This window comes from Paraburkholderia sp. 40 (assembly GCF_050434105.1).
GTDB lineage: Bacteria > Pseudomonadota > Gammaproteobacteria > Burkholderiales > Burkholderiaceae > Paraburkholderia > Paraburkholderia tuberum.
Window position 1 is genome coordinate 268139 of the sequence record NZ_JBNPVY010000002.1, and the last position, 25728, is coordinate 293866.

Sequence of the window (25728 nt, forward strand, 5' to 3'; positions counted from 1 at the left end):
CCATTTGCCGGTCACTGCGCTCGACGCTGATAACCGCTCTTCAATGCGTCCACTACAAGCTCGACTGCCCGGGATGATTTGCGGCGGCCAGGGTAATAGACGTGATGTCCGACGAACGTGGGAAACCAGTCTTCCAGCACCCAATTCAGGCGCCCGGCCCGGACATGCACCTCAGCCAGGTCTTTGGGCACGTACGCGAGCCCAAACCCGCCAAGCGCTGCGTCCATCATCTGGTAGACACTATTGAAGGTGAGCTGCCCTTCGACCCGCACCTGCAGTTCTCGCCGCCCCTTCCGTAGCTCCCACGGGAGCAGTGAATCTCGCGTTGGCAATCGGAGATTGATGCAGTTGTGCAGCGTTAGATCCTGCGGCGTCTTCGCCGGTGCGGTCGATTGCAGGTAGCCTGGAGAGCCCGCGATTGCCATCGTCATGTCAGGCGCGATTCGCACCGCGATCATGTCTTTGGCCACCTGGTCGCCTAGCCGCACGCCGATGTCGTACCGATCCGCGACGATGTCGGCTAACCCGTAGTCATTGAGCAATTCAATCTTCAGATCCGGATACTGGCGCAGCAACGGTTGCAGACGCGGCCAAACGTACGAGTTTGCCGCGTAGTCGGTGGTCGTGATCCGGACAGTTCCGCCTGGTCGGCTCGTCATCGCGCGCAAAGAATCGACCTCCGCTTCGATTTCCTGAAAACGCGGTGCGATCGCCGCCAGTAGCCGTTCGCCTGCCTCCGTCAACGAGACACTCCGGGTAGTGCGCATCAGTAACTGAAGGCCCATCCGCTTTTCAAGGCCGGCAACCGTCCGGCTCAAGGCCGACTGCGAGACTCCCAGTTGCGCGGCCGCCCGCGTGAAGTTGCGCTCACGCGCGACGTTCATGAAGCCGACCAGATCGTTGAAATCCTCTTTCAATTAATGCTCCACAGCATAAGGGCATCCCGATATTGCGATCTAGTCGCATCAATTGCCAGGAGTTAGATTAACAGCAGTGGCATATCGCCCCGACGATACCGACGAGGAACAGTCATGGAATTGAAACGTGCGGGCTCCCAGCCCTCGAAGAAAGGCCCTGAAGAATGGTTTACGGGCACGGTGCGGCTCGACCCGCTGAACGCTCCGCCTCCGCCGGCACGCGTTTCGTGCGCGAGCGTCACTTTTGAGCCGGGAGCGCGGACTAACTGGCATACCCACCCGCTCGGCCAGACTTTGATCGTTACGGCCGGCTGTGGCTGGACCCAGTGCGAAGGCGAGCCGCGCGTCGAAATCCGGGCTGGTGACGTGATCTGGTGCCCGCCTGGCCACACGCATTGGCATGGCGCAACTTCGACGACCGCGATGACACATATCGCCATTCAGGAAGCGCTCGACGGCAAGAACGTCGAATGGCTGGAGAAGGTCACGGACGAGCAGTACCTCGGCAGCGGCGAGCAGGTGTAATGCGGTTCATGAGGCCGCAGGCGTACACTTTTGTGCGCCGCGAATCCAGAATGCGGCTGCTGGCGCGCGTCGTTACGGCGACAGGCGTGGCGCTTATCTTCGCTGCCTGTACCTCAATGGAAAGGACTGGAAACATGCAAGATCCATTGTCACAAGTTGATCTCACTCCCGTTTCTCCGGCATTCGCGCGTTATACGAACCAGACCGTGCTCGGCGGCCTCTGGAAGAGGCCGCAACTGTCACCGCGAGACCGGAGCATCGTGACGCTGTCGGTGCTCATCGCCCGCAACCAGACCATCGAGATGCCGTTCTATCTCCGGTTGGCGCTGGATAGCGGTGTGAAGCCCGCCGAGATTTCGGAAATGATCACGCACCTCGCCTTCTATTCCGGCTGGGGAAATGCGACCGCAGCGGCTGTCGTCGCGAAGTGTATCTTCGATGAACGTGGCATCGGTATCGATCAGGTCCCTCGGGCCGATGTCGAGCCGCTACCACTGAACGAAGTCGCAGAGCAACTGCGTGCGCAGGCGGTCGAGCAAAGCTTCGGGTCGGTCGCTCCCGGCGTTGTTCAGTACACGACCGATGTGCTGTTCCGCGACCTCTGGCTGCGTCCAGGACTCGCTCCACGCGACCGGAGCCTGGTCACGGTGAGCGCCCTGGTTGCCAGCGGTCAGGTCGCGCAGATTCCGTATCACCTCGGCCGTGCCATGGACAACGGTCTGACGAAGGACGAGGCGTCCGAAATGCTGACGCAGCTCGCCTTTTACGCAGGCTGGCCGAACGTCTTTTCGGCGATGCCCGTGTTCAAGGATGTATTCGCGAAGCGAGCGGCATAAACGTCGATGCCGGATCGTCCACCGGTTGGGAAGCCGCATTTTTCCAACCGAGGTGGAAGCTCGAACAAACATCAGTGAGGGAAGTCATGAGCGAAAACATCAACGGCAAGGTCGTCGTCATCACGGGCGCCAGCAGCGGTCTGGGCGCGGAAACCGCGCGCCACCTTGCCAGACAGGGTGCCAAAGTTGTCCTCGGCGCGCGTCGCCTTGATCGGCTAGAGGCGCTTGCAAGCGAATTGGGACTCAATGCCAAGGCGATCGTGCAGACCGACGTCACCGACCGCAACCAGGTCAAGGCGCTGGTTGATCGTGCCGTGGAACTGCACGGCCGCGTCGATGTGATGCTGAACAACGCCGGCCTCATGCCGAGTTCGATGCTCGACAAGCTCAAGATCGACGAGTGGGACCGGATGATCGACGTCAATATCAAGGGCGTTTTGTACGGCATCGCGGCCGCGCTGCCACACATGCAGTCGCAGAAAGCCGGCCAGATCATCAATGTCTCGTCCGTCGCTGGCCACAAGGTCGGTCCCGGAGGCGCGGTGTACGCCGGCACGAAGTGGGCAGTGCGAGCAATCTCGGAAGGACTCCGCCAGGAGGTCAAACCCTGGAACATCCGCACGACCATCGTTTCGCCGGGCGCAGTCGCGACCGAACTGATCGACACGATTACTGATCAGGACGTCGCCGCGGGCATGGCCAGGACGTGCGAGAAGGCGATCCCAGCCAGCTCTTTTGCGCGCGTGGTGGCCTTCGCCATTAGCCAGCCCGATGACGTCGACATCAACGAAGTGCTTTTCCGTCCCACTACCCAGGCATATTGAGCGCTGGGACGACCGGCCGTGTATTTCTCGCCCGCCCGGCCTTTCAATCATTGGAGAAAGATGCCATGCCGCATGTCATCGTTAAAGCCTGGCCGGGAAAGACGGAGGAACAGAAGCGACGTCTGGCAGAGGCAATCACCCGCGATGTGATGGATATTCTGGGTTATGGAGAAGAGTCGGTCTCGGTCGGATTTGAGGAGATTCCGTCTGAGCGATGGAAAGAAGAAGTTTATCGTCCAGACATCGAGGCACGCTCTCGAACGCTGTACAAGAAACCCGGATACCGGATGTAAAGGCAGCCATCATGATGTGCAAGTCACCTGCGGCGGGAGTTGTCGCGACCGCTCCGCGAATATCTGCCTCGGCGGTGATAACGAAACCGCCGGGTGCTATTTCCGTTCTCGGCAGTGGCGAGCGTCACGACCCTGTAGCGTGAATCCCGCCAGCGTGATCAGAACGAAGAAGACTCCGAGCGGAGCAAGATGGGAAAGCTCACGATGACGCAAGACGGTCCAGACCGCCGTAGCCCGGCACCGAAAAATGCGACGACGAGAAACCAGATCGAAAGCGTATGCAGCATGGAGCAACTCTCAAATATTGACCGAGCGCGCAAGCTCGGTGCTTGGGTCAGGTTCGCCCACGCTGACGAAAACGTAGAAGTCTTCGAGACTCTTTAGTTCTTGCCTGCGAACCCATGGTTAAGTGAACTCCGCCGCAACTGGGCAGGCGCCTCAAGAGGCGCAATGCGTTCAGAGTGCAACCGATGCGTAAGAGTGCAACTCGTCGACGATAGAGCGTTGCGACGGACGCCAGCCTAACTCGCGCTTCGCCTTTTCCCCGGATACGACCTGATCGCAGGCGATCGCGTCGGCGAATGTCCAGAGCGACTGGCGTGCATCGTCGAGCGGCCATGACGCTACTCGGCCCTCGGCTCCGGCGGCGTTACTCGCCGCGCGAGCAATCTCGATAAGTGGTGTTGGCGTGCCGTGGACGCCGTTGAAGACTGAGCTCACTGGAGCCCGTTCCAGCGAGAGAGCGTAGAGATCGGCGAGGTCCTCGGCATGCACGGTAGACCAGCGGTTTCGTCCGTCACCGACGTAGCGCGCGACACCGTGCTCCTTGGCGCCACCGTACATCATCATTGCGGTTCCACCCCAGTTACCGTAAACCCAGGCTGGCCGAATCACGCTCGGGTGAATACCTTCGGTCGCAGCCGCGAGGACCTGGCCCTCAAGCTGCTCGCGCCAGCGCACGAGCTCGAGCGGGTGCAGCGGGCTGTCTTCGGTTGCAGGTGTGTCGCCGGTCGGCCCATAAATCAGACAGCCGCTCGTGTAGACGAACCGCTTGTCGGTGCCGCGCAGGGCTTCGATGATCGAGCGGGTCGCGGCCATGTCATAAGTTGCGGTATTCCGGTCGCCCGGCGAGGCAGCATGAATGACGGCATCCACTGTACGGGCTGCGGAGGCGATGCTCGCCGAGTCGGCGAGGTCGCCTCGTATGACGTCGAAGCCCTCGCCAACGAGTTTCCCCGCACTGGTGTCCGAACGGGCCAACCCTGCGACGTCATGCCCACCCGCTCTCAATCGACGGGCTACAGCCCCGCCGATCAACCCTGTTGCTCCCGTGATCAGCACTCGCATTTCCGTAACCTCTTTCAAATTCCGTTGAGGCAGAGAATAGCGGACAAGTATTTTCGACGGAAATCGCAAGTTCTGATGTGTCGATATCGCTCGCAGCGATAACGTCATGCCGAGGCGGCAACCTCGGCTATGACGTTCTGCATCCAACGGGTGGGTGCGTGAGTGTCGGCGCGTCGATGCCACAGCATCGCGAGCGTCCAGTGGGGCAGTCCGATCGGCGGCTGATGTACGGCGATGCCGAGCCCGCTCGTCGCGAAGCGTCGGGCCACACGAGAAGCCACCGTCGCGACAAGATCGGTCTCGGCGATGACGAAGGGGGCAACCAGGAATTGCGGCAGGCTCAGTGCCACGCGCCTTTCGAGCCCCAGCTTCGCGAGTTCGCGATCAACCAGACTCGCTCGATCGCCTTCGGGAGATACCAGCAGATGCGACGCAGCCGCGAAGTCCTCAACGCTGGCACCGTCCGCAAACGCGGGGTGCCCTGGACGAGCTATGCACGAAAAATCTTCCTGTAGCAAGGGGCGCGTGAGGATGCGCGCCGACACTTCGACGGGGAAGCCGATCGCGAGACTCGCCTCGCCACTGTCGAGCAGTTCCACCGCTTCATCCCGGCCGAACGTACCGCGCACACGCACGTCAACGTGAGGCGCCTCGATGCTCAGGCGTGCCAGCAGCAGCGGCAGCAGAACGAAAGCGGAATAGTCGTTCATTGCAATCGTGAACACCTGATCGGCTGTCGCCGGATCGAATTCGTCGGGCCGCAACGTCCCCCGTATCAGTCGTAACGCATCGGATATCGAAACGGCAAGATCGCACGCACGTGGAGTCGGCTGCATGCCCGACGGCGCGCGAATGAACAGTTCATCGTCGAACAGTTCCCGCAAGCGGGTGAGCGCTCCGCTCATCGCCGATTGACTGAGACCAATGCGCAGTCCCGCGCGCGTTACATGACGCTCAGCATAAAGCGCGTCGAACGCCTTCAGTAGATTGAGATCAAAGCCGCCAATATCCATGTTTTCGATGATACCTGAATGGCATCATCGTCGACGGCAACCATAGTCGAACCATCGGAAACCACCTCTGCATCGACGGCGCACTCGCTCTAGTCACTCACAGGATTGCCCGCGCTAAACGCGGCCCGAACTTCGCTCACCGTCTGTTCAGGCGCTTGCAGATGCGGAAAATGGCCGAGTTCAGGAAAAATCGAAAGCTTCACACCGTTACGGTTCGCGTACTCAACGCCCATTTCCTTCTTGATATAGAAATCCTGCTCGCCCCACACCACCTTCACGGGGATCTTCAGCTTTGCCATGTTGGCTTCGAAGTAGTCCTGGTCGCGGGTGAAGTACGAGTAGTAGTGGAAGAAGGCGTCGGCCGACGTGACATCACCGCCCCACCCTTTCGCCATATCGTCCTTGAACTCCTCGGACAACGCGTAGCGCTCCTTCGCCGACATGCCGCGGAAGAACGTGTTTGCCAGGATTTCGTCGCGGTTCTGGTTCATCGCGGCATGCACGGCGTCAGACGATGGCTTTGACTTCAGGCCCTGCAGGCTTTCGTACATGTACTGCGGGCGGTTGAACGGGGCAAAATCGCCAACAATGATTTGCCTGGCGATATTCGGCTGCTCCAATGCTGCCAGCAGCGCAGGCAAGGCCCCGATATCGGTCGCATAAATCAACAGCTTCGAACTGTCGATGCCAGAAGTGCGGATATAGTCTTCCAGCACATGCGCATAATCCTTCGGCGCGTAGGAAAAGCGATCGGCGCCTGGACGCGAGGACTGTCCGTAGCCCGGCCAGTCAAACGCATGCACCTCGTAGTCGCTGGACAGGGACTCGGCAATGGGCTTCCACGCGTACATCGTCTCCGGGAAGCCGTGCAGGAACAGTACCGTACCCTTTGGATGCGCGGGCCGATAGACCATATGACGCAGCTTGATGTCAGGATTGACCTGCACCTCGCCGACTTCGACCTTCGGCGCCGACGAGGATGACGTGGGCACAATGCTGCATGCTGAAATGCCCGCAGTTACCGCGGAGAAGACTGTCGTCTTCGTTACAGGTTTGAACATGATCGTGGTTCCCGTTTAGTGCGAAATTGCGCCAGGTAAATTGCACTTCATTGCTGGGGGGAAGGCGAATTCAAAAGCTTACTCAACGGCTTCAGTGGGCCAATTGGGAGCAGTGAGAATGTCATCAGGTGCGCTTTCCCTAAAGGCTCTAAACATTAAACCCGCTGTTGCGCTTCACTCTTGAAACCGCCAGGCAAAACGCAAACATGCTGATTCTGGTTTCGCATCGACCTGAAATCACCCCTTGTCAGTTTGCGCCAGCCACTGGCCCAGGCTCACGCGGCCGATCCGCGCGTCGCCGAGCGGTACGAGCGACTGTTCCTCGACGCGGCCGCCGTAATAGCGCGCACCCTGATCCGTCACAACAGGGCGCGGGTCGCCGACAGACTTCAAATAACGTCTGATGATGGCGGCAAACGGTTCACGGTCCGGGCCCGCGATATCGACTGTGCCGTTCAGTGGCGTGGCGAGAGCGACCTGCGCGAGGATCGCTGCGACGTCGTCCGCGGCTATCGGCTGGAACAGTCCGTCCCCAACGCGCACCGTCCCGCCCACTGTGCCGGAATCAGCAATCGCGCCGATGAATTCCATGAACTGGGTCGCGCGCACGATCGTATAGGGCACGCCCGCCGCTTCAATCGCCTCTTCCTGCGCGACCTTGGCAACGAAATACGCATTTTCCGGCGTGCGGTCGCAGCCGACGATGGAAAGCGCGACGTGATGGCGTACCCCTGCAGCCACTTCGGCTTTGCCGAGGTTGCGCGTCGAGGTGCGGAAAAAGTCGAGCACCGCCTGAGGCTCCCAGGAAGGGGCGTTCGCCACATCCACTACGACGTCCGCGCCGGCTAGCGCGCTGCTCAGACCTTCCCCCGTCACGGCGTTCACACCGGTACGCGGCGAAGCAGCAAGTGCCTCATGACCCGCCTCGCCGAGCAGCGTGACGAGGCGCGAGCCGATCAGGCCGGAACCACCGATTACGACGATCTTCATGGCACATTCTCCAGATGAGAGTCAGTTGACACGGGCAGGCGGCTCGCGGCCGTTGCATCGCGGGAAAGAACTCGCCGCCGTCGCATCGTGTGAGGCTATTGTGAGAACATCATGAACTATCGAAAAGTGCCATGAATTGTCGATCGGACCAGGACATCCTGATTCCGGTCTGCTTGCCGGCAAGACCGTGATGACCGTATCGCCTACCGAATTCACCGTCGATATCGATCGGCAGCTCCAGTTGCCGATCTACCTGCAGATCTGCGCGCGCTTCAGAACCGCGATCGCGGCAGGGCATCTGCGTCCAGGCGATCGCGTGCCCGCGCTGCGCAGCCTCGCTACGCAACTGAACACGGCGCGCGGCACGGTTGAACTGGCGTATACGGTCCTCGTCGACGAAGGCTACCTCCAGATGCGCGGTGCGGCTGGCACGTTCGTGTCGCCCTCGCTGCCAGCTTCAGTGACGGGCTCGCGTACGCAAAGCACAAAGAGTTCGAACGGCACGCAGAGCGTTAAAGCGGCTACCGCAGCTCAGACGCCAGGCGAATCGCACGGCGCTCGACCGGCGCCGCGCCAGCTTGCCATTGCCGCCGCCATGAGCGGCGAGCCCCGGCCGTTGCAACCCGGGCTGCCCGCGCTTGACGCGTTTCCGCTCAAGGTTTGGAATCGCCTCGTTTCGCATCGCGCGCGCAGCGGCGAGCACGCGATGCTCGCGTACCCGGATCCTGTCGGCTACCGGCCGCTTCGCGAACACATCGCCACGTATCTTGGGCTGTCGCGCGGGGTGACCTGCCTGCCGGACCAGGTGTTCGTGACGGGCGGCTACCGTGCGACGCTCGAGCTCGTGTTGCGCAGTCTCGCCCGCCCGAACGACAGCGTGTGGTACGAAGATCCGGGCTATCTGCTCGCGCGCGGTTTTCTCGCCGAAACCGGCGTGCAGCTCGTCGCAGTGCCGGTGGACGAAGATGGGATCGACGTCGAACACGGCACACGGCTGGATGCGCAGGCGCGCTTCGCGCTGGTCACGCCGTCGCACCAGAGCCCGCTCGGGCACACGTTATCGCTCCCCCGACGCATGGCGTTGCTGGGCTGGGCAGAGCAAGCGTCCAGCTGGATCGTCGAAGACGATTACGACAGCGAGTTCCGCTATCTGGGCCGGCCATTGCCGGCATTGAAGAGCCTCGATCGTCGCGATCACGTGATCTACTGCGGCACATTCAGCAAGGTGATGTTTCCCGGCTTGCGGCTCGCGTATGCGGTGGTGCCGGAGCGGGCCGTCGAGCGCGTCGGGCGGGTGGCGCGCAGCATGAACGCCGGATCGCCAACCCTGTTGCAGGCCGCTTTGGCCGACTTCATCGAGCGGGGGCATTTTGCGCGACATCTGAAGCGCATGCGTGCGTTATACGCCGAGCGGCGCGTGCTGATCGTGCGCGCGTTGGAGCAGGCGTTCGGCGAACGGCTGATCGTCGAACTGCCGCCAGGGGGAATCCAGTTCGCGGCACAGTTCGTCGAGGGCCCTGATGGCCCGGTCGACGACGTCGCGGTTGCGGCGCGCGCCCGCGAAGCGGGGCTCGCCGTTCTGCCGCTCTCGGTCTGGTACGCGAATGGTCGCACGCGTAGCACGCCGCGTGGCGTTGTGATGGGCTTCGCCAACATCGCCAATGCAGGTGAAGCGGGCCACCTCGCACGGAGCTTGCGCGCCTGTCTGGACGGCTAACGAGCGGCGAAGGTCCAGGTCTCCACCATTCCTCACGCTCGCGCGCGGCGCTGTACCCAAAATGAGGACAGCCGCGCGCGAACGCTGTCGCATACTGCACCGATAACGCAAGCAAACTGGAGACACGCATGACCCGCCCGTTCAAGCCCTATCCGTTCGCCCCGCGCCGCTATCCGGCCGTGGTGCCGCCGCTCATCGACGGACGCGATCCACAAGCGCGCGCCGTCGCGATCGTCGGCGGCGGTCCGGTCGGCATGACGCTCGCGCTTGCACTCGCGCGCCAGGGCGTGCGCTCGGTGCTGATCGAGGCGGACGACACCGTGTGCACCGGCAGCCGCGCGATCTGCATCTCGCGACGCAGCCTCGAAATCTTCAAGCGGCTCGGCGTCGTCGACGGTTTTCTGCAAAAGGGGCTGGCGTGGACCGGCGGGCGCAGTTTCTATCGCGACACCGAGGTGTTCCGCTTCGCGATGCATCAGGACGACGAGCAGTCGCTGCCGCCGATGATCAATATCGCGCAGTATCAGATCGAGCAGTTGCTGCTCGACGAGATCGAACGGCACGTCGATCTGATCGACGTGTGCTGGCAAACGCGTGTGACGGGCCTCGAGCAACGGCCGCAGGGCGGCGCGACCTTGACCTTGCGCAGCGCCGATCCTGCCGATCCGCAAGGCAAAAGCTGGCAGATGGACGCTGCGTGGGTCGTCGCCTGCGACGGCGGACGCAGCACGATCCGCGACCTGCTCGGGCTGAAGCTCACAGGCACGACCTACGAAGGCCGCTACGTGATCGTCGATATCGAACTCGACAGCACGCGCGCGACCGAACGGCTCGCGTACTTCGATCCGCCGTCGAATCCGGGCTCGACGGTGCTCGTGCACAAGCAGCCTGACAACGTGTGGCGCATCGACTATCAGTTACGCGACGACGAAGACCCCGACGCCGCCGTGCTGCCCGAGAACGTGATACCGCGCGTGCAAAACTTGCTCGACTCGATGGGCGAAGCCGGCGCCTGGTCGCCGATCTGGATCACGATCTACAAGGCCAATGCGCTGACGCTCGAACGCTATCGGCATGGCAGCGTGCTATTCGCGGGCGACGCCGCGCATCTGGTGCCGATCTTCGGCGTGCGCGGCGCGAACTCCGGCATCGACGACGCCGACAATCTCGGCTGGAAGCTCGGTTGCGTGATCAATGGGAGCGCGTCGCCAGCGCTGCTCGATAGCTATAGCGACGAACGTGTGTACGCGGCGCGCGAGAACCTGAGCTACGGCATGAAAAGTACCGAGTTCATGGCGCCGCCGACCTTCGCGTTCGACTTGCTGCGCACGGCCGTGCTCGGGCTCGCCGAGCGGCATGCGGCGGTGCGGCCGCTGATCAATCCGCGCCAGACGCATGCAATCGCGTATCGGCAATCGCCGCTGAACTTCGCAGGCGACGGAGCCGATGCGTTCGATCGCGGCCCCGCGCCGGGTACCGTGCTGCCCGAGGGCAGGCTGCTCAAACAATCGCAAGATGGCGCACGGCTCGGCATCCATCTAACCGATCTGCTCGGACCGTGCTTCACGGCGCTGCGCTTCGACGCAGACCTCGCGAACGATGGTGACGCGTGGCGGCAACTGCAAAGCACGCTAGCCAACCAAGGCGTTCCGTTCAACGTGATCGATATCGTCACGGCCGAAGCGCAATCGGCAAACAGCCCTCGAGCGATCGACCCAACCGGCCGCCTGCACGACATGCTCGACGCACAACCCGGCACCGTCTATCTGATCCGCCCCGACGGCCACGTGCTCGCGCGCTGGCGCAACGGCAGCGTGGCGGCCGTTCTGCGCGCGCTCGATGCCACGCTGACACAGCAGAATTAACGCGCAAGGACCTTCGACATCATGACCGATTCCGATCTCGACCTCGTCTATACGACGCTGTGCAACACGCTGACCCACGAAGGCGAGGCGCAGGCGTCGCTGTATCTCGCGCGTCTCGCGCTCTTGTGCCTGACCGAACTCGACGACTCGCGGCGCGCGTTGTCGTTGATCGAAGCGGCGAAGCTGCCGGTTGCCGCCACGGCCTAGCGCGGGCAAACAAGCCGCCTCCCTGGAGGCGGTTCGCTAGAGGCGGTAACGGCAATGCCGCAGCAGTGCGAGGGAATTACAGCCATCGCAACAAAACGGGCGCCGGCAGACCGGCCTCACTGCCTCGGATACAAGCCCAACGTACTCGCATGCAGCCGCGCGAGTCCGAGCAACGCATCCGTATAGGGCGTCGGCACCCGCGTCAGTTGCCCGAGTTCGCGCACCGCGCCGACCAGCGCATCGAGTTCGACCGCCTTGCCGGCCTGCACGTCCTGCAACATCGACGTCTTCATCGCGCCGAGTTTCAGCGTGACCGCGTGACGGTCGTCGGGCGCCTGGTCGATCGGGATGCCGAAGCGCGCGCCGATTTCCTTCGCCTCCAGCATGATGTGTGTGACGAAACCGCGTACGAGTTCGTCGCCGAGGATCCGGTCGGTCGTTGCGCCGGTGATCGCGCTGACCGGGTTCATCGTCATGTTGCCCCATAGCTTGAACCACACGTCGCGCTGGATCTGCGCCGAAGCCGTTGCATGGAAGCCCGCCGCCTGCAACAGCGCGGCGAGCAGCCCGACACGCTCGCTCGGCTTGCCCGACGCCTCGCCGACGATCAGTCCGTTGCCCTGGTGATGCCGGATCACGCCGGGCGCGTCGATCAGGCAACTGGCATGCACGACGCAGCCGACCGTCTGCGCGGCCGGGATCGCGGCGGTGATCGCGCCGTCGGGATCGATCGTCTTCAGGCGCTGGCCGGCGAGTTCGCCGCCCAGGCCGTCGCAGAACCACCAAGGCACGCCGTTCATCGCCGTTAGCACGATCGTCTCGGGGCCGAGCAGCGGTTTGATATGCGCGGCCACGGTCGCCATCGCCGGGCCCTTCACCGCGATCACGACGAGTTCCTGCACGCCGAGATCGGCCGGCTTGTCGCTCGCCTTCACCTGCTCGGCGTAGATCACGCCGCCTTCGATCAGCCGCAGACCATGCTGGCGCACCGCGTCGAGCGTCGCGCCGCGCGCGACCACGCTGACCCGATGGCCCGCCTGCGCGAGCTTCACTCCCATCCAGCCGCCGATCGAGCCGGCGCCGTAGATCGCTACTTTCATCGCCTGAATCCTTGCCTGTTGCTGTGATTATTGCAGCGTTGATTGTCGCGCTCTTTTACGCGTGGCTTCAATCATTGCCGGAAACTCGCATCGATCCGGTCGACCCGCCGCACCAGCGCATCGAACACGTCCTGCCCGGCGCCGTGGCGCGGATCGAACTGCAGCGCGTCGCGCGAGCAGCGAATCGCGACCTCCTCCGGCACCGGCCGAGCGCGGCCCATCGAAAACGTCGCCACCTGGACTTCGCACGCGCGATTCAGCGTCCACAGAATCGCGAAGGTCTGCGGCAACGTCCGGCCCCACGATAGCAGACCGTGGTTGCGCAGGATTACCGCCTGTCTGTCGCCGATATGCGCGAGCAGCCGCGGCCCCTCTTCCGAATGAATCGTGATGCCTTCAAAGTCGTGATACGCGATCCGGTCGTGCAACTGCGCGCTATAGAAGTTGGTCTGCTGCAGGCCCTCTTCGAGGCAGGCGACCGCGACGCCCGCTGTCGTATGCGTATGCATCACACAGTGCGCGTCGGGCAAGCCCTCGTGAATCGCCGCATGCACCACGAAGCCAGCCGGATTCACCGGATACGGCGAGCCGTCGAGCACGCGCCCCTGCGCGTCGATCTTCACCAGATTGCTCGCGGTCACTTCGCTGTAGTGCAGCCCGAACGGATTGATCAGGAACTGGCGCTCCGGGCCGCTGACGCTTTCGGGCACGCGCAGCGTGATGTGGTTGTAGATCATCTCGGTCCAACCGAGCAGATCGAAAATCCGGTAGCTCGCGGCAAGTTGCACGCGCGCCTGCCATTCGTCCGGATGCATCTTGGCCGATCTGGGCGGGCTCGCCGGTTGCGCTTCGAGGGTCGTGGCCATAGTCGGTGTCTCCAGGATTGTCGTTGTGACGGCGCGCCCGTGCGCGCCGCCCATCATATTCACGCGTGCCGCAACAGCGGCCCGAGCGCCGGAGCGCTTCAGGCGCCCGACACCACCGCCGCGATCGACGAGGCGACATAGTCCGCGTTGCGCGCGTTCAGCCCGGCGACGCACATGCGGCCCGAGCGCAGCACATACACCGCGTATTCGTTGCGCAGATGCTCGACCTGGCTTTCGGACAGGCCCGTATACGTGAACATGCCGCGCTGCGCGACATAGCGCGCGCGCATCACTTCATCGACGCGTCCGTCGAGCCCCGCGTGGATCACCTTGCGCATCGCCAGAATGCGCTCGCGCATCGCGCCGAGCTCGGCTTCCCACGACGCGCGCAGCGTCGCATCGGCGAGCACGTTGGCGACGAGGCGCGCGCCGTGCGTCGGCGGATTACTGTAGTTCGCGCGCACCGCCGACATCAGTTGGCCCGCCACGCGCGCCGCTTCGTCGGCGCTCTTGCAGACCACGCTCAACGCGCCGACGCGCTCGCCGTAAAGCGAGAAATTCTTCGAGAACGAGTTCGCGACGATCAGCGGCACGTTCGCGTCGGCGAGCAGGCGCACCGGCGCGGCGTCTTCTTCGAGGCCCGCGCCGAAACCCTGGTAGGCCATGTCGACGAATGCGATCAGCTTGCGGCGCTGCAAAACCGGCACCAGTTCCGCCCATTGCGACGGGCTCAGATCGACGCCCGTCGGGTTATGGCAGCACGCGTGCAATAGCACGATGCTCTTTTCCGGCAGCGCGTCGATCGCGGCGAGCATTTCGGCAAAGCGCAGGCCGCCCGTTTGCGCGTCGTAGTACGGATAGGTGTTGACCGTGAGGCCCGCGCCTTCGAACACCACGCGATGGTTTTCCCAGCTCGGATCGCTGATCCACATCTGCGAGCCGGGGAAATAGCGCTTCAGGAAATCGGCGCCGACCTTCAGCGCGCCCGAGCCGCCGAGCGTTTGCAGCGTCGCGATCCGGCCTTCGGCGCGCGCCGCGCTGTTGGCGCCGAACACGAGCGCCTGCGCGGTGTCGCGATAGAGCGGCAGACCCGCCATCGGCAGATACGAGCGCGGGCCGATCGCGTCGAGCAGCGCGGTTTCGGCGCGGCGCACCGCGTCGATCACCGGCAGCTTGCCGGCGTCGTCGAAATAGATGCCGATGCTGAGGTTGACCTTGTTCGGCCGGGGGTCCAGCTGAAAGTCTTCGTTCAGGCTCAGAATCGGGTCGCCCGGATAGGCGGGAATATGGTCGAACATGACGGGTCCTTGAAGACGGCCTTTGCAGGCCTGTTGTAGCGGTCGTCCGCGCGCCGCGGGACGACAGGGCAAACCTTGAGTCTAAGCGGGTTTGCCGGGCCAAGTCGACCCGCACGAGTGTCGGTCGTCGGCGTGCCGCACACAATCAATCGATTTTTCACGATTCGTAAGTTTTTCTTTAGAATCGATCGTATGCCTCTTACCCGCGTCACGATCCGTCAATTCGAAGCGTTCCTCGCCATCGTCGATATGCACAGCATCGGCGCGGCGGCGCAGCGGCTCGGACTGACCTCGTCGGCGGTCAGCCAGTTGCTTGCCGAACTCGAAACGGAGCTCGGCTTCCGGCTGTTCGATCGCACCACGCGGCGCGTCGCGCTGTCCAGCGCGGGGCAGGACTTTCTGGCGTCGGCCGAATCGGTGCTGCGCCACGTGCGCGCAGCCGCCCAATCCGCCGACGATATCCGCAACCGCGCGGCCGGCATCGTGCGGGTCGGCGCGCCGCTCGTCATCGCGTCGACGGCGCTGCCCGCGGCGATCGCCGAATACGCGCGCGACAAGCCGAAGGTGGTCGTGCGCGTCTGCGATACCGTGGTCGAGCAACTGGTGGAGCGCGTCGAGAGCGGCGACATCGATCTCGCGATCGGCCCGGACCGGCAAAGCGGGCCGCGCGTGCGCTCCGAGCCCGCGTTCGCGAGTCCGTGGGTCATGTGGTGCTCGGCCGCGCATCCGCTCGCCGCGCGCCGCCGCGTGCAGTGGCAGCATCTGCGCGACGTGCCGATCGTCGCGACCGGCCGCGACCACGAGCGCGCGGTCGACCAGATGCTCGCCAATCTGCCGGTCGAGGCGCGCATCATTCCCGTCGATGTCGTCGACAACGTGACCACCGCGTTCGGCCTCGCCGCGCGAGGGCTGGCGGTCACGCTCGCGCCAGCCTATGTCGCACCGCTCGCGCGGACCTTCGGGCTCGTGATGAAGCGCATCGTCGATCCTGAAACGATTCGCGAGGTGTGCGTGTATCGGTCGACCGAGCGTGCGCTGTCGCCATCGGCCGACGGCTTCGCGGATTTCGTGATGCCGTGGTTGAAACGCTGGGATCGGGAGACGCAGGCCGAGGCGCGGGGTAAGCGGAGTTGAAGCGGACTCGAAGCGCGATGCGAGGCGCGCTTCGGCGCGAGTTTCGACAGATGTGCAGCTAGGGCTGCATACACAACGCGAACAGTTGCCGCTGATTTGAAATCCCGAGCCGCGCGTATGCGCGCTTCTGGTACGTGACGACGCTCGCTGGCTTCACGCCCATCTGCCCGGCGATCTCGGCCGCGCTCGCGCCATCGAGCGTGCCACGCAACACGTCGAGCTCGCGCGGCGTCAGCGTCGGGCATGCGCGCCGCACGCGCGCGAGCATCGCCGCACCGGTGCCCTGCTGATGTTGCCCGTTCAGCGCGTATTGGCCCTTCGCCGCATGCGCGAACAGCGGCGCGACGCTTTCGATCCGCTCCAGTTCGCCCGGCGCGAACACGCCGTACGCGCGGTCGCGATACAGGTTGATCGACAGCCACACGCTATCCGCCGGCTGCACGAGCAACGACAGCCGGTCCGATACGTTCGGCTGCGCGTAGCAGGCCGCGCGGTACGCTTCGTTTTCGATTTCGTCGCCGCGCTGCTGATGCAGCACCAGCGCATCGCGCGAAGCGGTGCGCCGGCTGTGGTTCGATTGACCGATGATCGCGCGATTGCCGTCGAGCGCATAGAAATGCGCGGCGTAGCGTTCGGCGACGTCGCGCAGAAAATGCCCGCCGCGATGGTCGGCCGCCGACACCGTATGGGGTCGCGCGTCGAACTCATACGCGAAGATCGTGCACTGCGAGACGGGCAGCGACAACGATTCGCCAACCGTCAGCAGAATGCTCGCGGCGAGCGCGTCGGCATCCGGGTGGGAGATCGCCATGACGAGATCGGTGGCGAGCGCGGTGCTGATCTGACCGCTGCGCTGCGGTGATGCGAGGCGCCAGGAACGCATGATGGGGATTCGTGCTTGCGCTGCGTGAATTGGGTTGCGGCAAGCGTAGCACAGCGGGCACGCGGCGCTGGCCTACCGGTGTGATCGCTGGCCCGGCGATGCTTTATCGCCGGGTAAACGACCCCCGCTGCAACGCCACCGTCCTCGGCAATTCGATCGTAAAGGTCGTGCCGGACTCGTCCGTGGATACGACGCTGACGTCGCCGCCATGCATGCGCGCGATCTGCTGCACGATATGCAGACCGAGCCCGAGCCCTTCGCGCGAGCGCGCGCCGTTGCCGTTCGACACGAACGCCTTGAACAGATGCGGAAACACCTCCGCCGGAATCGTGCCGCGATTGGACACCTTCAGGCGCACGCAATCCTCGGCGTCGCCATCGACCTCCACGCCGATATCGCCCTCCGGCGCCCCATGATGCAGCGCGTTGCTGACGAGATTCGACACCGCCTGCCACACGAGATCGGTATCCCACGCGCCGGCCGTATTGCCGGTGCAGGTGAACAGGATCTGCTTGCCGCTCTCCCGCGATGCGAATTCGTCGATGACCGAGCGGCACAGCGTCGCGAGTTCGATCGAGCGCGGCTGCAACGGCAGACGTCCGCCTTGCAGGCGCGCGAGGTTCAGCAGCTGATCGACCATCCGCGCCATGCGCAGGGAGCTGTTCTTCACGCGCGCGGCGACGGTTGCGGCCTGCTCGTCGGCGGCCGTGCGCATCAGGTATTCCGCCGACGCCAGCACCGCGCCGAGCGGCGTGCGCAGATCGTGACTGAGCACCGCCATCAGCATCTCGTTCGCTTCGAGCATCTGGCGCGTCGTCACCAGTTGCGCGGCGAGCTGGCGCTTCTGCTGCTCCAGCTGCACGAATACGTCGACCTTCGACTGCAGGATGCGCGGATCGAACGGCTTGTACAGGAAGTCGACCGCGCCCGCCTCATAGCCACGGAACGTGCGCGACGCGTCCTGCGCGGTCGCGGTCAGGAAGATGATCGGCACCTGCGACGTGCGCGGGCTGCCGCGCATCAGCGCCGCCAGCTCGAAGCCGTTCATGCCGGGCATATTGACGTCGAGAATCGCCAGCGCGACTTCGTGCTTGAGCAGCAGATCGAGCGCGGCGGTGCCGCAGTCGGCGACCAGCACCGCGACCTCGGGCCGCGCGAGCAACGCTTCCAGCGCGGTGATGTTGTGGACGATGTCGTCGACGATCAGGATGTTCACAGGTGAGTTCGTCATGGCACCGGATCAGAGGGAAGGCGGCAGCGCGGCAAGGCGCTTCGCCAGGGCTGCGGGATTGTAGATCGCGTCGGCCGCGCCGCGCTCGATCGCGGCGCGCGGCATCTCCGGTGCACCGGCGCTGCCGGGGTCCTGCACCCACGCGGCGCCGCCGAGCGCGCGCACGCGTTCGAGCCCGTGCGCGCCGTCGTCGTTGGCGCCGGACAGCAGGATCGCAAGCAGCCGCTCGCCGTACACCGCGGCGGCCGATTCGAACAGCACGTCGATCGACGGCCGCGAGAAGCGCACCGCCTCAGCGGTCGACAGCGCGACCGTGCGGTCCACTTCGACGAGCATGTGATAACCGGGCGGCGCGACGTACACGCGGCCCGGCAGGATCAGCTCCCCCGCATCGGGTTCGAGCACCGGCAGCGCGCAGCGATGCGCGATCGCCGGCACCAGATAGCTCGGCGAATCGGGCGGCAGATGCGCGACGATCATCACGGCTGCCGCGAAGCGCGCGGGCAGCGCGGCGAGCAGCACGTTGAGCACCTCGATGCCGCCCGCCGACCCGCCGATCACGACCAGCTGATAGCCGCGCCGCGCGTGCGCCCGCGCGGCGCTGCTGGCGTCGGCGGCCTGGGTGGGCGGGGGTTCACTGGTCGAGCGTGGCATCGCGACCTCGCTAACGCTTCTGATAAATGCGTTCGGCCGCGCGAAACTCGTCGAACGCCGGGTAGTGATGTGAAAACCGCAGGGTTTCCTTGCTGCCCAGGCCGAGAAAGCCGCGCCGCACCAGTGCGTTCTCGAACAGCCCCAACGCGCGATCCTGCAAGCCGCGATCGAAATAGATCAGCACGTTGCGGCACGACACCAGATGCGCTTCGAGGAACACCTCGTCGGTGGACAGGCTGTGATCGGCGAACACCACGCGCTCTTTCAGCGAGCCGGCAAAGCGCGCGCTGCCATACGCTGCATGATAGTAATCCGACAGCGAACGCGTGCCGCCCGCCGCCAGATAGTTCTGCGTGAAACCCTGGATGCGTTCGAGCGCGTAGATGCCCGCCTCCGCGCGCGCGAGCGCGTCGGGGTTGATGTCGGTCGCGTAGAACAGCGTGCGCTCGGTGAGACCCTCCTCGTCGAACAGGATCTTCAGCGACCACAGCTCCTCGCCGGTGCTGCATCCGGCGACCCACACCTTGATCGACGGGTAGGTGCGCAAACGCGGCAGCACGTGCTCGCGCAGCGCGAGGAAATACGACGGATCGCGAAACATGTCGCTGACCTGCAGGGTCAGGTAGCGGAACAGCCGCGAAAACTCGTAGCCGTCGCGCATGATGCGGTCCTGCAATTGCGACAGCGTCTCCACGTTGAATTCATCGAGCGCCTGCGTGAGGCGGCGGCGCAGCGACGACATCGCGTAGTGGCGAAAGTCGTGCTGATACTTCAGATAGATCGCCTCGAGCAGCAGCCGCAGCTCGATGTCGAAATCGCTGATGCGGTGCGGTACCTCAGATGCGGACGGTTTCATCGCGTTTCTCGCTTCCGTGCCAACGCTCGCGCCGTCAGCGCTGCCGCAGCCACACGCGGCACAGCGCGACGAGCTTGTCGACGTCGATCGGTTTCGACACGTAGTCGTCGGCACCCGCTTCGAGGCAGCGCGTGCGATCGTTCGCCATCGCCTTCGCGGTCAGCGCGATGATCGGCAGATGCGCGAAGCGCGGATTGCGGCGAATCTCGCCCATCGCGGTCAGGCCGTCCATCTCGGGCATCATGATTTCCATCAGCACCAGATGTACTTCCGGCCCGTTCTCCAGTTGGTCGAGCGCCTCGCGGCCGTTGCGCGCGATCAGCAGTTTCGCGCCGAGTGGCTCCAGCACGTGCGACAGCGCGAAGATGTTGCGCACGTCGTCTTCGGCGAGCAGGATCGTGCGGCCCTCGAACGCATTGTCGCGTTGCCGCACGGTGCGCAGCATGCGCTGCTGCTCCGGCGCGAGCGACGACTCGACGCTATGCAGAAACAGCGTGACTTCATCGAGCAGACGCTCCGGCGATTTCGCGCCCTTGATGATGATCGACTTCGAGTAGCGGCGCAGCCGGTGCTCCTCTTCGTCGGGCAACATGCGGCCCGTGTAGACGATCACTGGCAGCGATGCATGCGCGCTGTTCGCGGCGAGGCGTTCGAGCAGATCGTAGCCGGTGCCGTCCGGCAGCGCGAGATCGGTGACGACGCAGTCGAACGTCAGCGCCGACAGTTGCTCGAACGCTTCGGCGAGCGTCGCGACCACGACGATCCCGGTGTTCTCGCTTTGCAGCAGCGCGCGGATGCTTTCGCGCATCGGCGCGTCGTCCTCGATCACCAGCACGCGCTTCAGGCGCTGTTGCAGCCGCGCTTCGAGGCGGCGGATCGCGGCCTCCATCGTCGAGCGCGCGGTCGGCTTCAGCGTGTAGCCGATCGCGCCGAGGTGCAGCGCCTTGTCGGCGTGATCGGTGGCCGACACGATATGGATCGGAATGTGGCGAGTCAGCGGATCGTTCTTCAGCCATTCGAGCACCGTGAGGCCCGAGCGGTCCGGCAGACCGACGTCGAGCAGCACCGCGGCCGGCCGCATGTCGCGCACCAGCGCGAGGCCGCTCGCGGCATCGCTCGCGTGCACGAAGTCGAAGTCGAGTTCGTGCACGAGATCGCGCAGAATCGCGGCGAACGGCGGATCGTCTTCGACCGCGACGATCAGACGGCCCGCGCGGGTGCGATTGTCGCGATCGTCGGCTATCGACGCGGCGGCGGGCTGGGCGGCGCCGGGCAGCAAGGCTTCGCGCGACGCGGTGGGCGGCGCCCGGCTTGCCAGACCATTCGGTGGCGGGATCACCGCGGCGGGTGCGGTGTCGAGCGGCGTGCGCAACAACGGCGCTTCCGCCGTCGCCTGCGCGCCCATGCCCGCGTTCAGCGCGTTCAGCGCGTTCAGCGTGGCGACGCTCGTCATCGCGCTGTCCGCGCTCACGCGCGCATCGAGCGGCAGCCACAGCGAAAACACGCTGCCCTTGCCGACTTCGCTCGCCACCGTGATGCGCCCGCCCAGCAGCCGCGAGAACTCGCGCGAAATCGACAGCCCGAGGCCGCTGCCCCCATATTGACGGCTCGTCGAGCCATCGGCCTGCTGGAACGCCTCGAAGATCATGTCGAGCTTATCGGCCGGAATACCGATGCCCGAATCGCGCACATCGAAGCGCAGCACGTTGTCCTCGACCCTGGCGACCTCGAGCGTGACCTCGCCGCGCTCGGTGAACTTCACCGCGTTCGACAGCAGGTTGCGCAGAATCTGCGTGAGCCGCAGGCCATCGGTGACGAACGTATCGGGCGTGCCCGGCAACTTGTCGAAGGCGAGACGCAAGTGCTTGGTCGCCGCGATCGGACGAACCATTTCTTCGAGCGATTGCAGCGTCGCCTCGATCGACACCGTTTCGTGCTCGACCGTCAATTGACCCGCCTCGACCTTCGACAGGTCGAGAATGTCGTTGATCAGCACGAGCAGATCGCTGTTCGACGCGTGGATCGTCTCCGCGTAGCGCACCTGCTCATCGGTCAGATTGCCACTGCGATTCTGCTGCAGCAGCTTCGCGAGAATCAGCGAGCTGTTCAGCGGCGTGCGCAATTCGTGCGACATGTTCGCGAGGAACTCGGACTTGTAGCGGCTCGACTGTTCGAGGCGCTCCGCATTGGCCGCCAGATCGTTCTGCACGCGCAGCAGATCCGATTTTTGCCGCTCCAGCCGCTGCGCATATTCCTCGAGCCGCACGTTGGTCTGTTCGAGCTCGGCCTGCTGCGCTTCGAGGCGCCGTTGCGATTCCAACAGCGCGCGGCCGCGTTCCTCGAGCCCTTCGTTGGAGACCCGCAACTCCTCCTGCTGGACCTGCAACTCCTCGTTCAGCTGCTGCGTCTCGGCGAGCGCATCCTGCAGGCGTTCGCGATACAGCGCCGCCTCGAGAAAATTGCCCATGCTGTGGCGGATCAGCTCCATGAACTCTTCGTCGCGCGGCGTCACCTCGCGCAGGAAGCCCATTTCGACGACGCCGTTGACCTGGCCGTCGTTGTCGATCGGCAGGATCAGCAGATTGCGCGGCGCACCGCTGCCCGTCGCCGACACGACCCGCACGTAATCGGCCGGCACGTCGCGCAATACCAGCGTGCGGCGCGAGCGCGCGGCCTGGCCGACCAGCGTTTCACCCTCCTCGAAACTCAGAGTGGCCGTCTGCTCGCTGTCACGGCTATAGCCGTACGCGGCGATGCGGCGCAGCGTGCCGCTCTGCCTGTCGCGCACGTACAACGCGGCGACGACCGCATCGAGATATTGGGCGAGAAACTCGAGCATCGCGCGGCCGACGAGCGGCGCGCTCGTCTGCCCGACGATCTTGTCCGCGAGCAGCCGCTGGCCCGAGCGCAACCAGACCTGCTGCTCGAGCAGCGCGGTCTGTTCGGCCTGACGGCGCAGCACGTCGTCATAGGTCTCGGACAGGTCCAGCAGTTCGCGACGACCCCGCCATGCGAGCAGGCCGCTGACGACGAGGCTGAACACCAGGAACACGCCGACCAGTATCGCCGTCACGTTGCGCGTCGCTTCGGCGCGCCGCTGGCGCAAGCGCAATTCGACGTCGAGAAAAGCGCCGAATTCGCGGCGCATTTCGTCGAATTCGAGCCTGCCGCGCCCCGCTGCGATCGCGCTCTCATAGTCCTGGTTGCGGCGGCGCGCGTCGATGATCTGTTCGGCGAAGCGGCTCCAACGCTCCTGCAAGGCCTCGATCTGCTTGAGCCGCTCGATTTGCGGCGGGTTGTCGGCGACCTGCTTTTTCAACGCTTCGAGCTGTGACTTGAATTTCGGGCCGCCGTTTTCATACGGCGGGAGGAAACTCTCGTTACCGGTGATCAGAAAGCCGCGCATCGACGATTCGCGATCCACCGCGAGCCGCAGCATTTCGTTGGCGTCGCCGATCACGCGCCCGGAGTGCTCGACCCAGTTCATCGTCGACACGAGATACGCGATCAAGCCGACGAACAGCGCCATCGTGACGAGGCCGGCGCCCAAAGGCAGCGCGATATTGCGGCGAAGGATGCGGCGGAAACGGAGTTGATCGACGGCCTGCGATGCGGTCATTTGTTCTGTAAGTGGCATGGCGAATCGGGTCGATGCGGAATGTTTTTCGGGTCTGCGCACGGTGTTGAGTGCCGCAATGCGACCGCTGTCATCATACAAGGACGACCCGCACGCGCGCGACGCGGAATGCAAAAACAACCTGGCCGGCTAACACCGGCCAGGCTCCTGCATCGACGCGCATCGACGCGCCGCGTTTCAGCTATGCTCAGCACCGTTCAGAGGCTAACGCGGCAGCGCATCAGCGCAACCGGCTCGGCCCGCTCAGGCCGGCACCGATTCCGCCTGCGCCGCGCGCGACCACACGCGATGCTGTCCGGCGGCCTTGATGAACGCCTTCAACACATCGGCGGACTGCGAGTCCTCGCCGGTCGCCACGCCGTCCGGCTGCGCGGGCAACTGCGCGGCCGCGAGCACGTCGCGCCCCGCGCCGAGCGCCGCGATCGCCTTCAGATGCTTGAACGCTTCGAGCACGAAGTGCCGCGCATCGCCCGATTGCGACAGTGCCTTCGCCCCCTTCTCGCCGCCGACGACGATCACCGCGTCGAACATCACCGATGGCAGCCCGGCGATCGTCGCGTCGGGCGCGAGGCCATCTATCTCGGCGAGCGTCGGCGAGATCAGCATCGGCGTTGCGCCTTCACCCGTGAGCGCCTGCTGCAACTGTTTGATCGCCGCGCCATCGGAGCCGGGTGCGGCGAGCAGCGCGATCTTGCGGGTCTTGATGCCGGGCTTCACGCGATTGAGCAGACTCAACGCCGGCGACGTCTTCGGCCCGACGAGTTTCGCCGTGCCCTTTTTCGGCGCCGGCAAGCCGAGTCCTTCAGCGACCTTCGCGGCGAGATCGGCGTCGAAGTTCGCGAGAATCTCGTTGACCTGGCGCGCGCGAATCTCGGGCTTCGTCACCTTGCCGAGCTCGAACTGATAGGCCGCCGCGATATGGTCTTTTTCCGGCTGCGACATGCTGTTGTAGAACAACGCGGCCTGCGAGAAATGATCGGCGAACGAGTCGCTGCGCACGCGAATCTTCGTGCCCTCGGCGCGTTCCTGATAGCTGTCGAAGCCGCCATCTTCAGCGGCCGGATCGGTTTCCTTCGGCCAGCCGTCGTTCAGCGAGTTCGGCTCGTACGACGCCTGGCCGACATGGATCGCCTGCCGATGCATCGCATCGCGTTGATTGTTGACGGATGGGCAGACCGGCCGGTTGATCGGAATCTCGTGAAAGTTCGGGCCACCGAGGCGGCTGATCTGAGTGTCCGTGTACGAGAACAAACGCCCCTGCAGCAACGGATCGTTGGTGAAATCGATGCCCGGCACGATATGCCCCGGATGGAACGCGGCCTGTTCGGTCTCGGCGAAGAAGTTGTCCGGATTGCGATTGAGCGTCATCTTGCCGATGATTTTCACCGCCACCAGCTCTTCCGGAATCAGCTTGGTCGGATCGAGCAGGTCGAAATCGAACTTGTGCTCGTCGGCTTCCTCGACGATCTGCACCCCCAGTTCGTACTCCGGATAATCGCCGCGCTCGATCGCTTCCCATAGGTCGCGCCGGTGAAAGTCCGGGTCCTTGCCCGCGAGCTTCTGCGCTTCGTCCCACAGCAGCGAATACGAGCCGAGCACGGGACGCCAGTGGAACTTGACGAAACGAGCTTTGCCCTGCGCATTGACGAAGCGGAACGTGTGAACGCCGAAACCTTCCATCGTCCGTAAGCTGCGCGGAATCGCGCGGTCCGACATCGTCCACAGCACCATGTGCGCCGATTCGGGCACGAGCGAGACGAAGTCCCAGAACGTGTCGTGCGCGGACCCGCCGGTCGGCATTTCGTTCGGTGCTTCCGGTTTCACCGCGTGCACGAAGTCAGGAAACTTGATCGCGTCCTGGATGAAGAACACCGGCATGTTGTTGCCGACCAGATCGAAATTGCCTTCCTGCGTGTAGAACTTCGTCGCGAAGCCGCGCACGTCGCGCACGGTGTCGGCAGAGCCGCGCGGACCTTGCACGGTCGAGAAACGCACATAGACCGGCGTTTCGGCGGCCGGGTCCTGCAAAAACGCGGCCTTGGTGTACTCGCGCATCGATTCGTAGACCTTGAAGACACCATGCGCGGCCGAGCCACGCGCGTGCACGATCCGTTCGGGAATGCGCTCGTGGTCGAAGTGCGTGATCTTTTCACGCATGATGAAATCTTCGAGCAGCGATGGACCGCGCGGTCCCGCACGCAACGTGTTCTGGTTGTCGGCGATCTTGACGCCCTGATTGGTCCTCAGGGCCTCGCCTTGCGGCTTCACGCGATTGCGTTCGAGATCGTTCGATTTCGCGTCGTTCGACTGCGCTGCCCCGTTTGCCTGGGCCGCGGCCTTCTGGGTATTCGCTTTACCTGCCATGGGGATCGACTCCTTGTGTTCGGGCGCGCGGCGACGCAGGCGTCGCGGCGCGCGATCACAGAGTCAGCAAGGGCTATACCCACCAAGTCACGGCGCAGTGGCTGCGCGGC

22 protein-coding genes are annotated in these 25728 nt (G+C 64.3%); 8 read left to right on the plus strand and 14 right to left on the minus strand.

The window, feature by feature from the left end; all coding sequences use genetic code 11:
* Positions 1 to 11: 11 nt before the first annotated feature.
* Entirely contained in the window at positions 12 to 917 is a 906-nt protein-coding gene (locus OKW28_RS02525) for a LysR family transcriptional regulator (protein WP_429443639.1), read from the minus strand.
* A 114-nt stretch (positions 918 to 1031) separates the two neighbouring features.
* On the opposite strand from OKW28_RS02525, the gene OKW28_RS02530 reads away from it, so the two are divergent.
* The 4 genes from OKW28_RS02530 to OKW28_RS02545 all read left to right on the plus strand — a co-directional run bounded on the left by OKW28_RS02530 (position 1032) and on the right by OKW28_RS02545 (position 3395).
* The gene (locus OKW28_RS02530) at positions 1032 to 1442 is read left to right on the plus strand and encodes a (R)-mandelonitrile lyase (RefSeq protein WP_184009769.1); all 411 of its coding nucleotides are present in this window, start codon (positions 1032 to 1034) and stop codon (positions 1440 to 1442) included.
* 50 nt (positions 1443 to 1492) lie between these two features.
* Positions 1493 to 2278, plus strand: coding sequence for a carboxymuconolactone decarboxylase family protein (locus OKW28_RS02535; RefSeq protein ID WP_429443640.1), 786 nt, complete (start codon positions 1493 to 1495; stop codon positions 2276 to 2278).
* Between the two features lie 86 nt (positions 2279 to 2364).
* The gene (locus OKW28_RS02540; RefSeq protein WP_429443641.1) at positions 2365 to 3102 is read left to right on the plus strand and encodes an SDR family oxidoreductase; all 738 of its coding nucleotides are present in this window, start codon (positions 2365 to 2367) and stop codon (positions 3100 to 3102) included.
* A gap of 65 nt (positions 3103 to 3167) precedes the next feature.
* Positions 3168 to 3395, plus strand: a complete 228-nt coding sequence (locus OKW28_RS02545) for a tautomerase family protein (protein WP_429443642.1) — start codon at positions 3168 to 3170, stop codon at positions 3393 to 3395.
* A gap of 456 nt (positions 3396 to 3851) precedes the next feature.
* Here the strand turns inward: OKW28_RS02545 and OKW28_RS02550 are convergent, their stop codons facing one another.
* The 4 genes from OKW28_RS02550 to OKW28_RS02565 form a co-directional block, all read right to left on the minus strand.
* A complete protein-coding gene (locus OKW28_RS02550) occupies positions 3852 to 4742 on the minus strand; it encodes an NAD-dependent epimerase/dehydratase family protein (RefSeq protein ID WP_429443643.1) in 891 nt (296 codons plus the stop codon).
* 104 nt (positions 4743 to 4846) lie between these two features.
* A complete protein-coding gene (locus OKW28_RS02555; RefSeq protein WP_429443644.1) occupies positions 4847 to 5755 on the minus strand; it encodes a LysR family transcriptional regulator in 909 nt (302 codons plus the stop codon).
* Positions 5756 to 5844: 89 nt separating this feature from the next.
* On the minus strand, positions 5845 to 6816 hold the full coding sequence (locus tag OKW28_RS02560) for an alpha/beta fold hydrolase (protein ID WP_429443645.1): 972 nt from the start codon (positions 6814 to 6816) through the stop codon (positions 5845 to 5847).
* Positions 6817 to 7053: 237 nt separating this feature from the next.
* A complete protein-coding gene (locus OKW28_RS02565; RefSeq protein ID WP_429443646.1) occupies positions 7054 to 7806 on the minus strand; it encodes an SDR family oxidoreductase in 753 nt (250 codons plus the stop codon).
* A gap of 190 nt (positions 7807 to 7996) precedes the next feature.
* On the opposite strand from OKW28_RS02565, the gene OKW28_RS02570 reads away from it, so the two are divergent.
* From OKW28_RS02570 to OKW28_RS02580, 3 genes are all read left to right on the plus strand, one after another.
* Positions 7997 to 9523 carry a PLP-dependent aminotransferase family protein gene (locus OKW28_RS02570; RefSeq protein ID WP_429446820.1) on the plus strand — a complete coding sequence of 509 codons (1527 nt, stop codon included), beginning with the start codon at positions 7997 to 7999 and terminating at the stop codon, positions 9521 to 9523.
* 128 nt (positions 9524 to 9651) lie between these two features.
* Entirely contained in the window at positions 9652 to 11388 is a 1737-nt protein-coding gene (locus OKW28_RS02575) for an FAD-dependent oxidoreductase (RefSeq protein WP_429443647.1), read from the plus strand.
* Between the two features lie 21 nt (positions 11389 to 11409).
* Complete coding sequence (locus OKW28_RS02580) at positions 11410 to 11595, plus strand: hypothetical protein (RefSeq protein WP_184009777.1); 186 nt, start codon at positions 11410 to 11412, stop codon at positions 11593 to 11595.
* Between the two features lie 116 nt (positions 11596 to 11711).
* Here the strand turns inward: OKW28_RS02580 and OKW28_RS02585 are convergent, their stop codons facing one another.
* From OKW28_RS02585 to OKW28_RS02595, 3 genes are all read right to left on the minus strand, one after another.
* Complete coding sequence (locus OKW28_RS02585; protein ID WP_429443648.1) at positions 11712 to 12695, minus strand: 2-dehydropantoate 2-reductase; 984 nt, start codon at positions 12693 to 12695, stop codon at positions 11712 to 11714.
* 71 nt (positions 12696 to 12766) lie between these two features.
* Positions 12767 to 13561, minus strand: coding sequence for a class II aldolase/adducin family protein (locus tag OKW28_RS02590; RefSeq protein WP_429443649.1), 795 nt, complete (start codon positions 13559 to 13561; stop codon positions 12767 to 12769).
* Positions 13562 to 13659: 98 nt separating this feature from the next.
* The gene (locus tag OKW28_RS02595; protein WP_429443650.1) at positions 13660 to 14859 is read right to left on the minus strand and encodes an aromatic amino acid transaminase; all 1200 of its coding nucleotides are present in this window, start codon (positions 14857 to 14859) and stop codon (positions 13660 to 13662) included.
* Between the two features lie 192 nt (positions 14860 to 15051).
* On the opposite strand from OKW28_RS02595, the gene OKW28_RS02600 reads away from it, so the two are divergent.
* Positions 15052 to 15993 carry a LysR family transcriptional regulator gene (locus OKW28_RS02600; protein WP_429443651.1) on the plus strand — a complete coding sequence of 314 codons (942 nt, stop codon included), beginning with the start codon at positions 15052 to 15054 and terminating at the stop codon, positions 15991 to 15993.
* A gap of 58 nt (positions 15994 to 16051) precedes the next feature.
* On the opposite strand, the gene OKW28_RS02605 is transcribed toward OKW28_RS02600, so the two are convergent.
* The 6 genes from OKW28_RS02605 to katE all read right to left on the minus strand — a co-directional run bounded on the left by OKW28_RS02605 (position 16052) and on the right by katE (position 25618).
* Complete coding sequence (locus OKW28_RS02605) at positions 16052 to 16876, minus strand: helix-turn-helix transcriptional regulator (RefSeq protein WP_429443652.1); 825 nt, start codon at positions 16874 to 16876, stop codon at positions 16052 to 16054.
* Positions 16877 to 16979: 103 nt separating this feature from the next.
* A complete protein-coding gene (locus OKW28_RS02610; protein ID WP_429443653.1) occupies positions 16980 to 18107 on the minus strand; it encodes a hybrid sensor histidine kinase/response regulator in 1128 nt (375 codons plus the stop codon).
* Positions 18108 to 18116: 9 nt separating this feature from the next.
* Entirely contained in the window at positions 18117 to 18761 is a 645-nt protein-coding gene (locus OKW28_RS02615) for a chemotaxis protein CheB (RefSeq protein ID WP_429443654.1), read from the minus strand.
* 10 nt (positions 18762 to 18771) lie between these two features.
* Entirely contained in the window at positions 18772 to 19617 is an 846-nt protein-coding gene (locus OKW28_RS02620) for a CheR family methyltransferase (RefSeq protein WP_429443655.1), read from the minus strand.
* A gap of 34 nt (positions 19618 to 19651) precedes the next feature.
* Positions 19652 to 23236 (minus strand): response regulator, encoded by a 3585-nt coding sequence (locus tag OKW28_RS02625; protein ID WP_429446822.1) that lies wholly within the window; start codon positions 23234 to 23236, stop codon positions 19652 to 19654.
* A gap of 261 nt (positions 23237 to 23497) precedes the next feature.
* Positions 23498 to 25618, minus strand: coding sequence for a catalase HPII (gene katE / locus OKW28_RS02630; RefSeq protein WP_429443656.1), 2121 nt, complete (start codon positions 25616 to 25618; stop codon positions 23498 to 23500).
* Positions 25619 to 25728 lie beyond the last annotated feature (110 nt).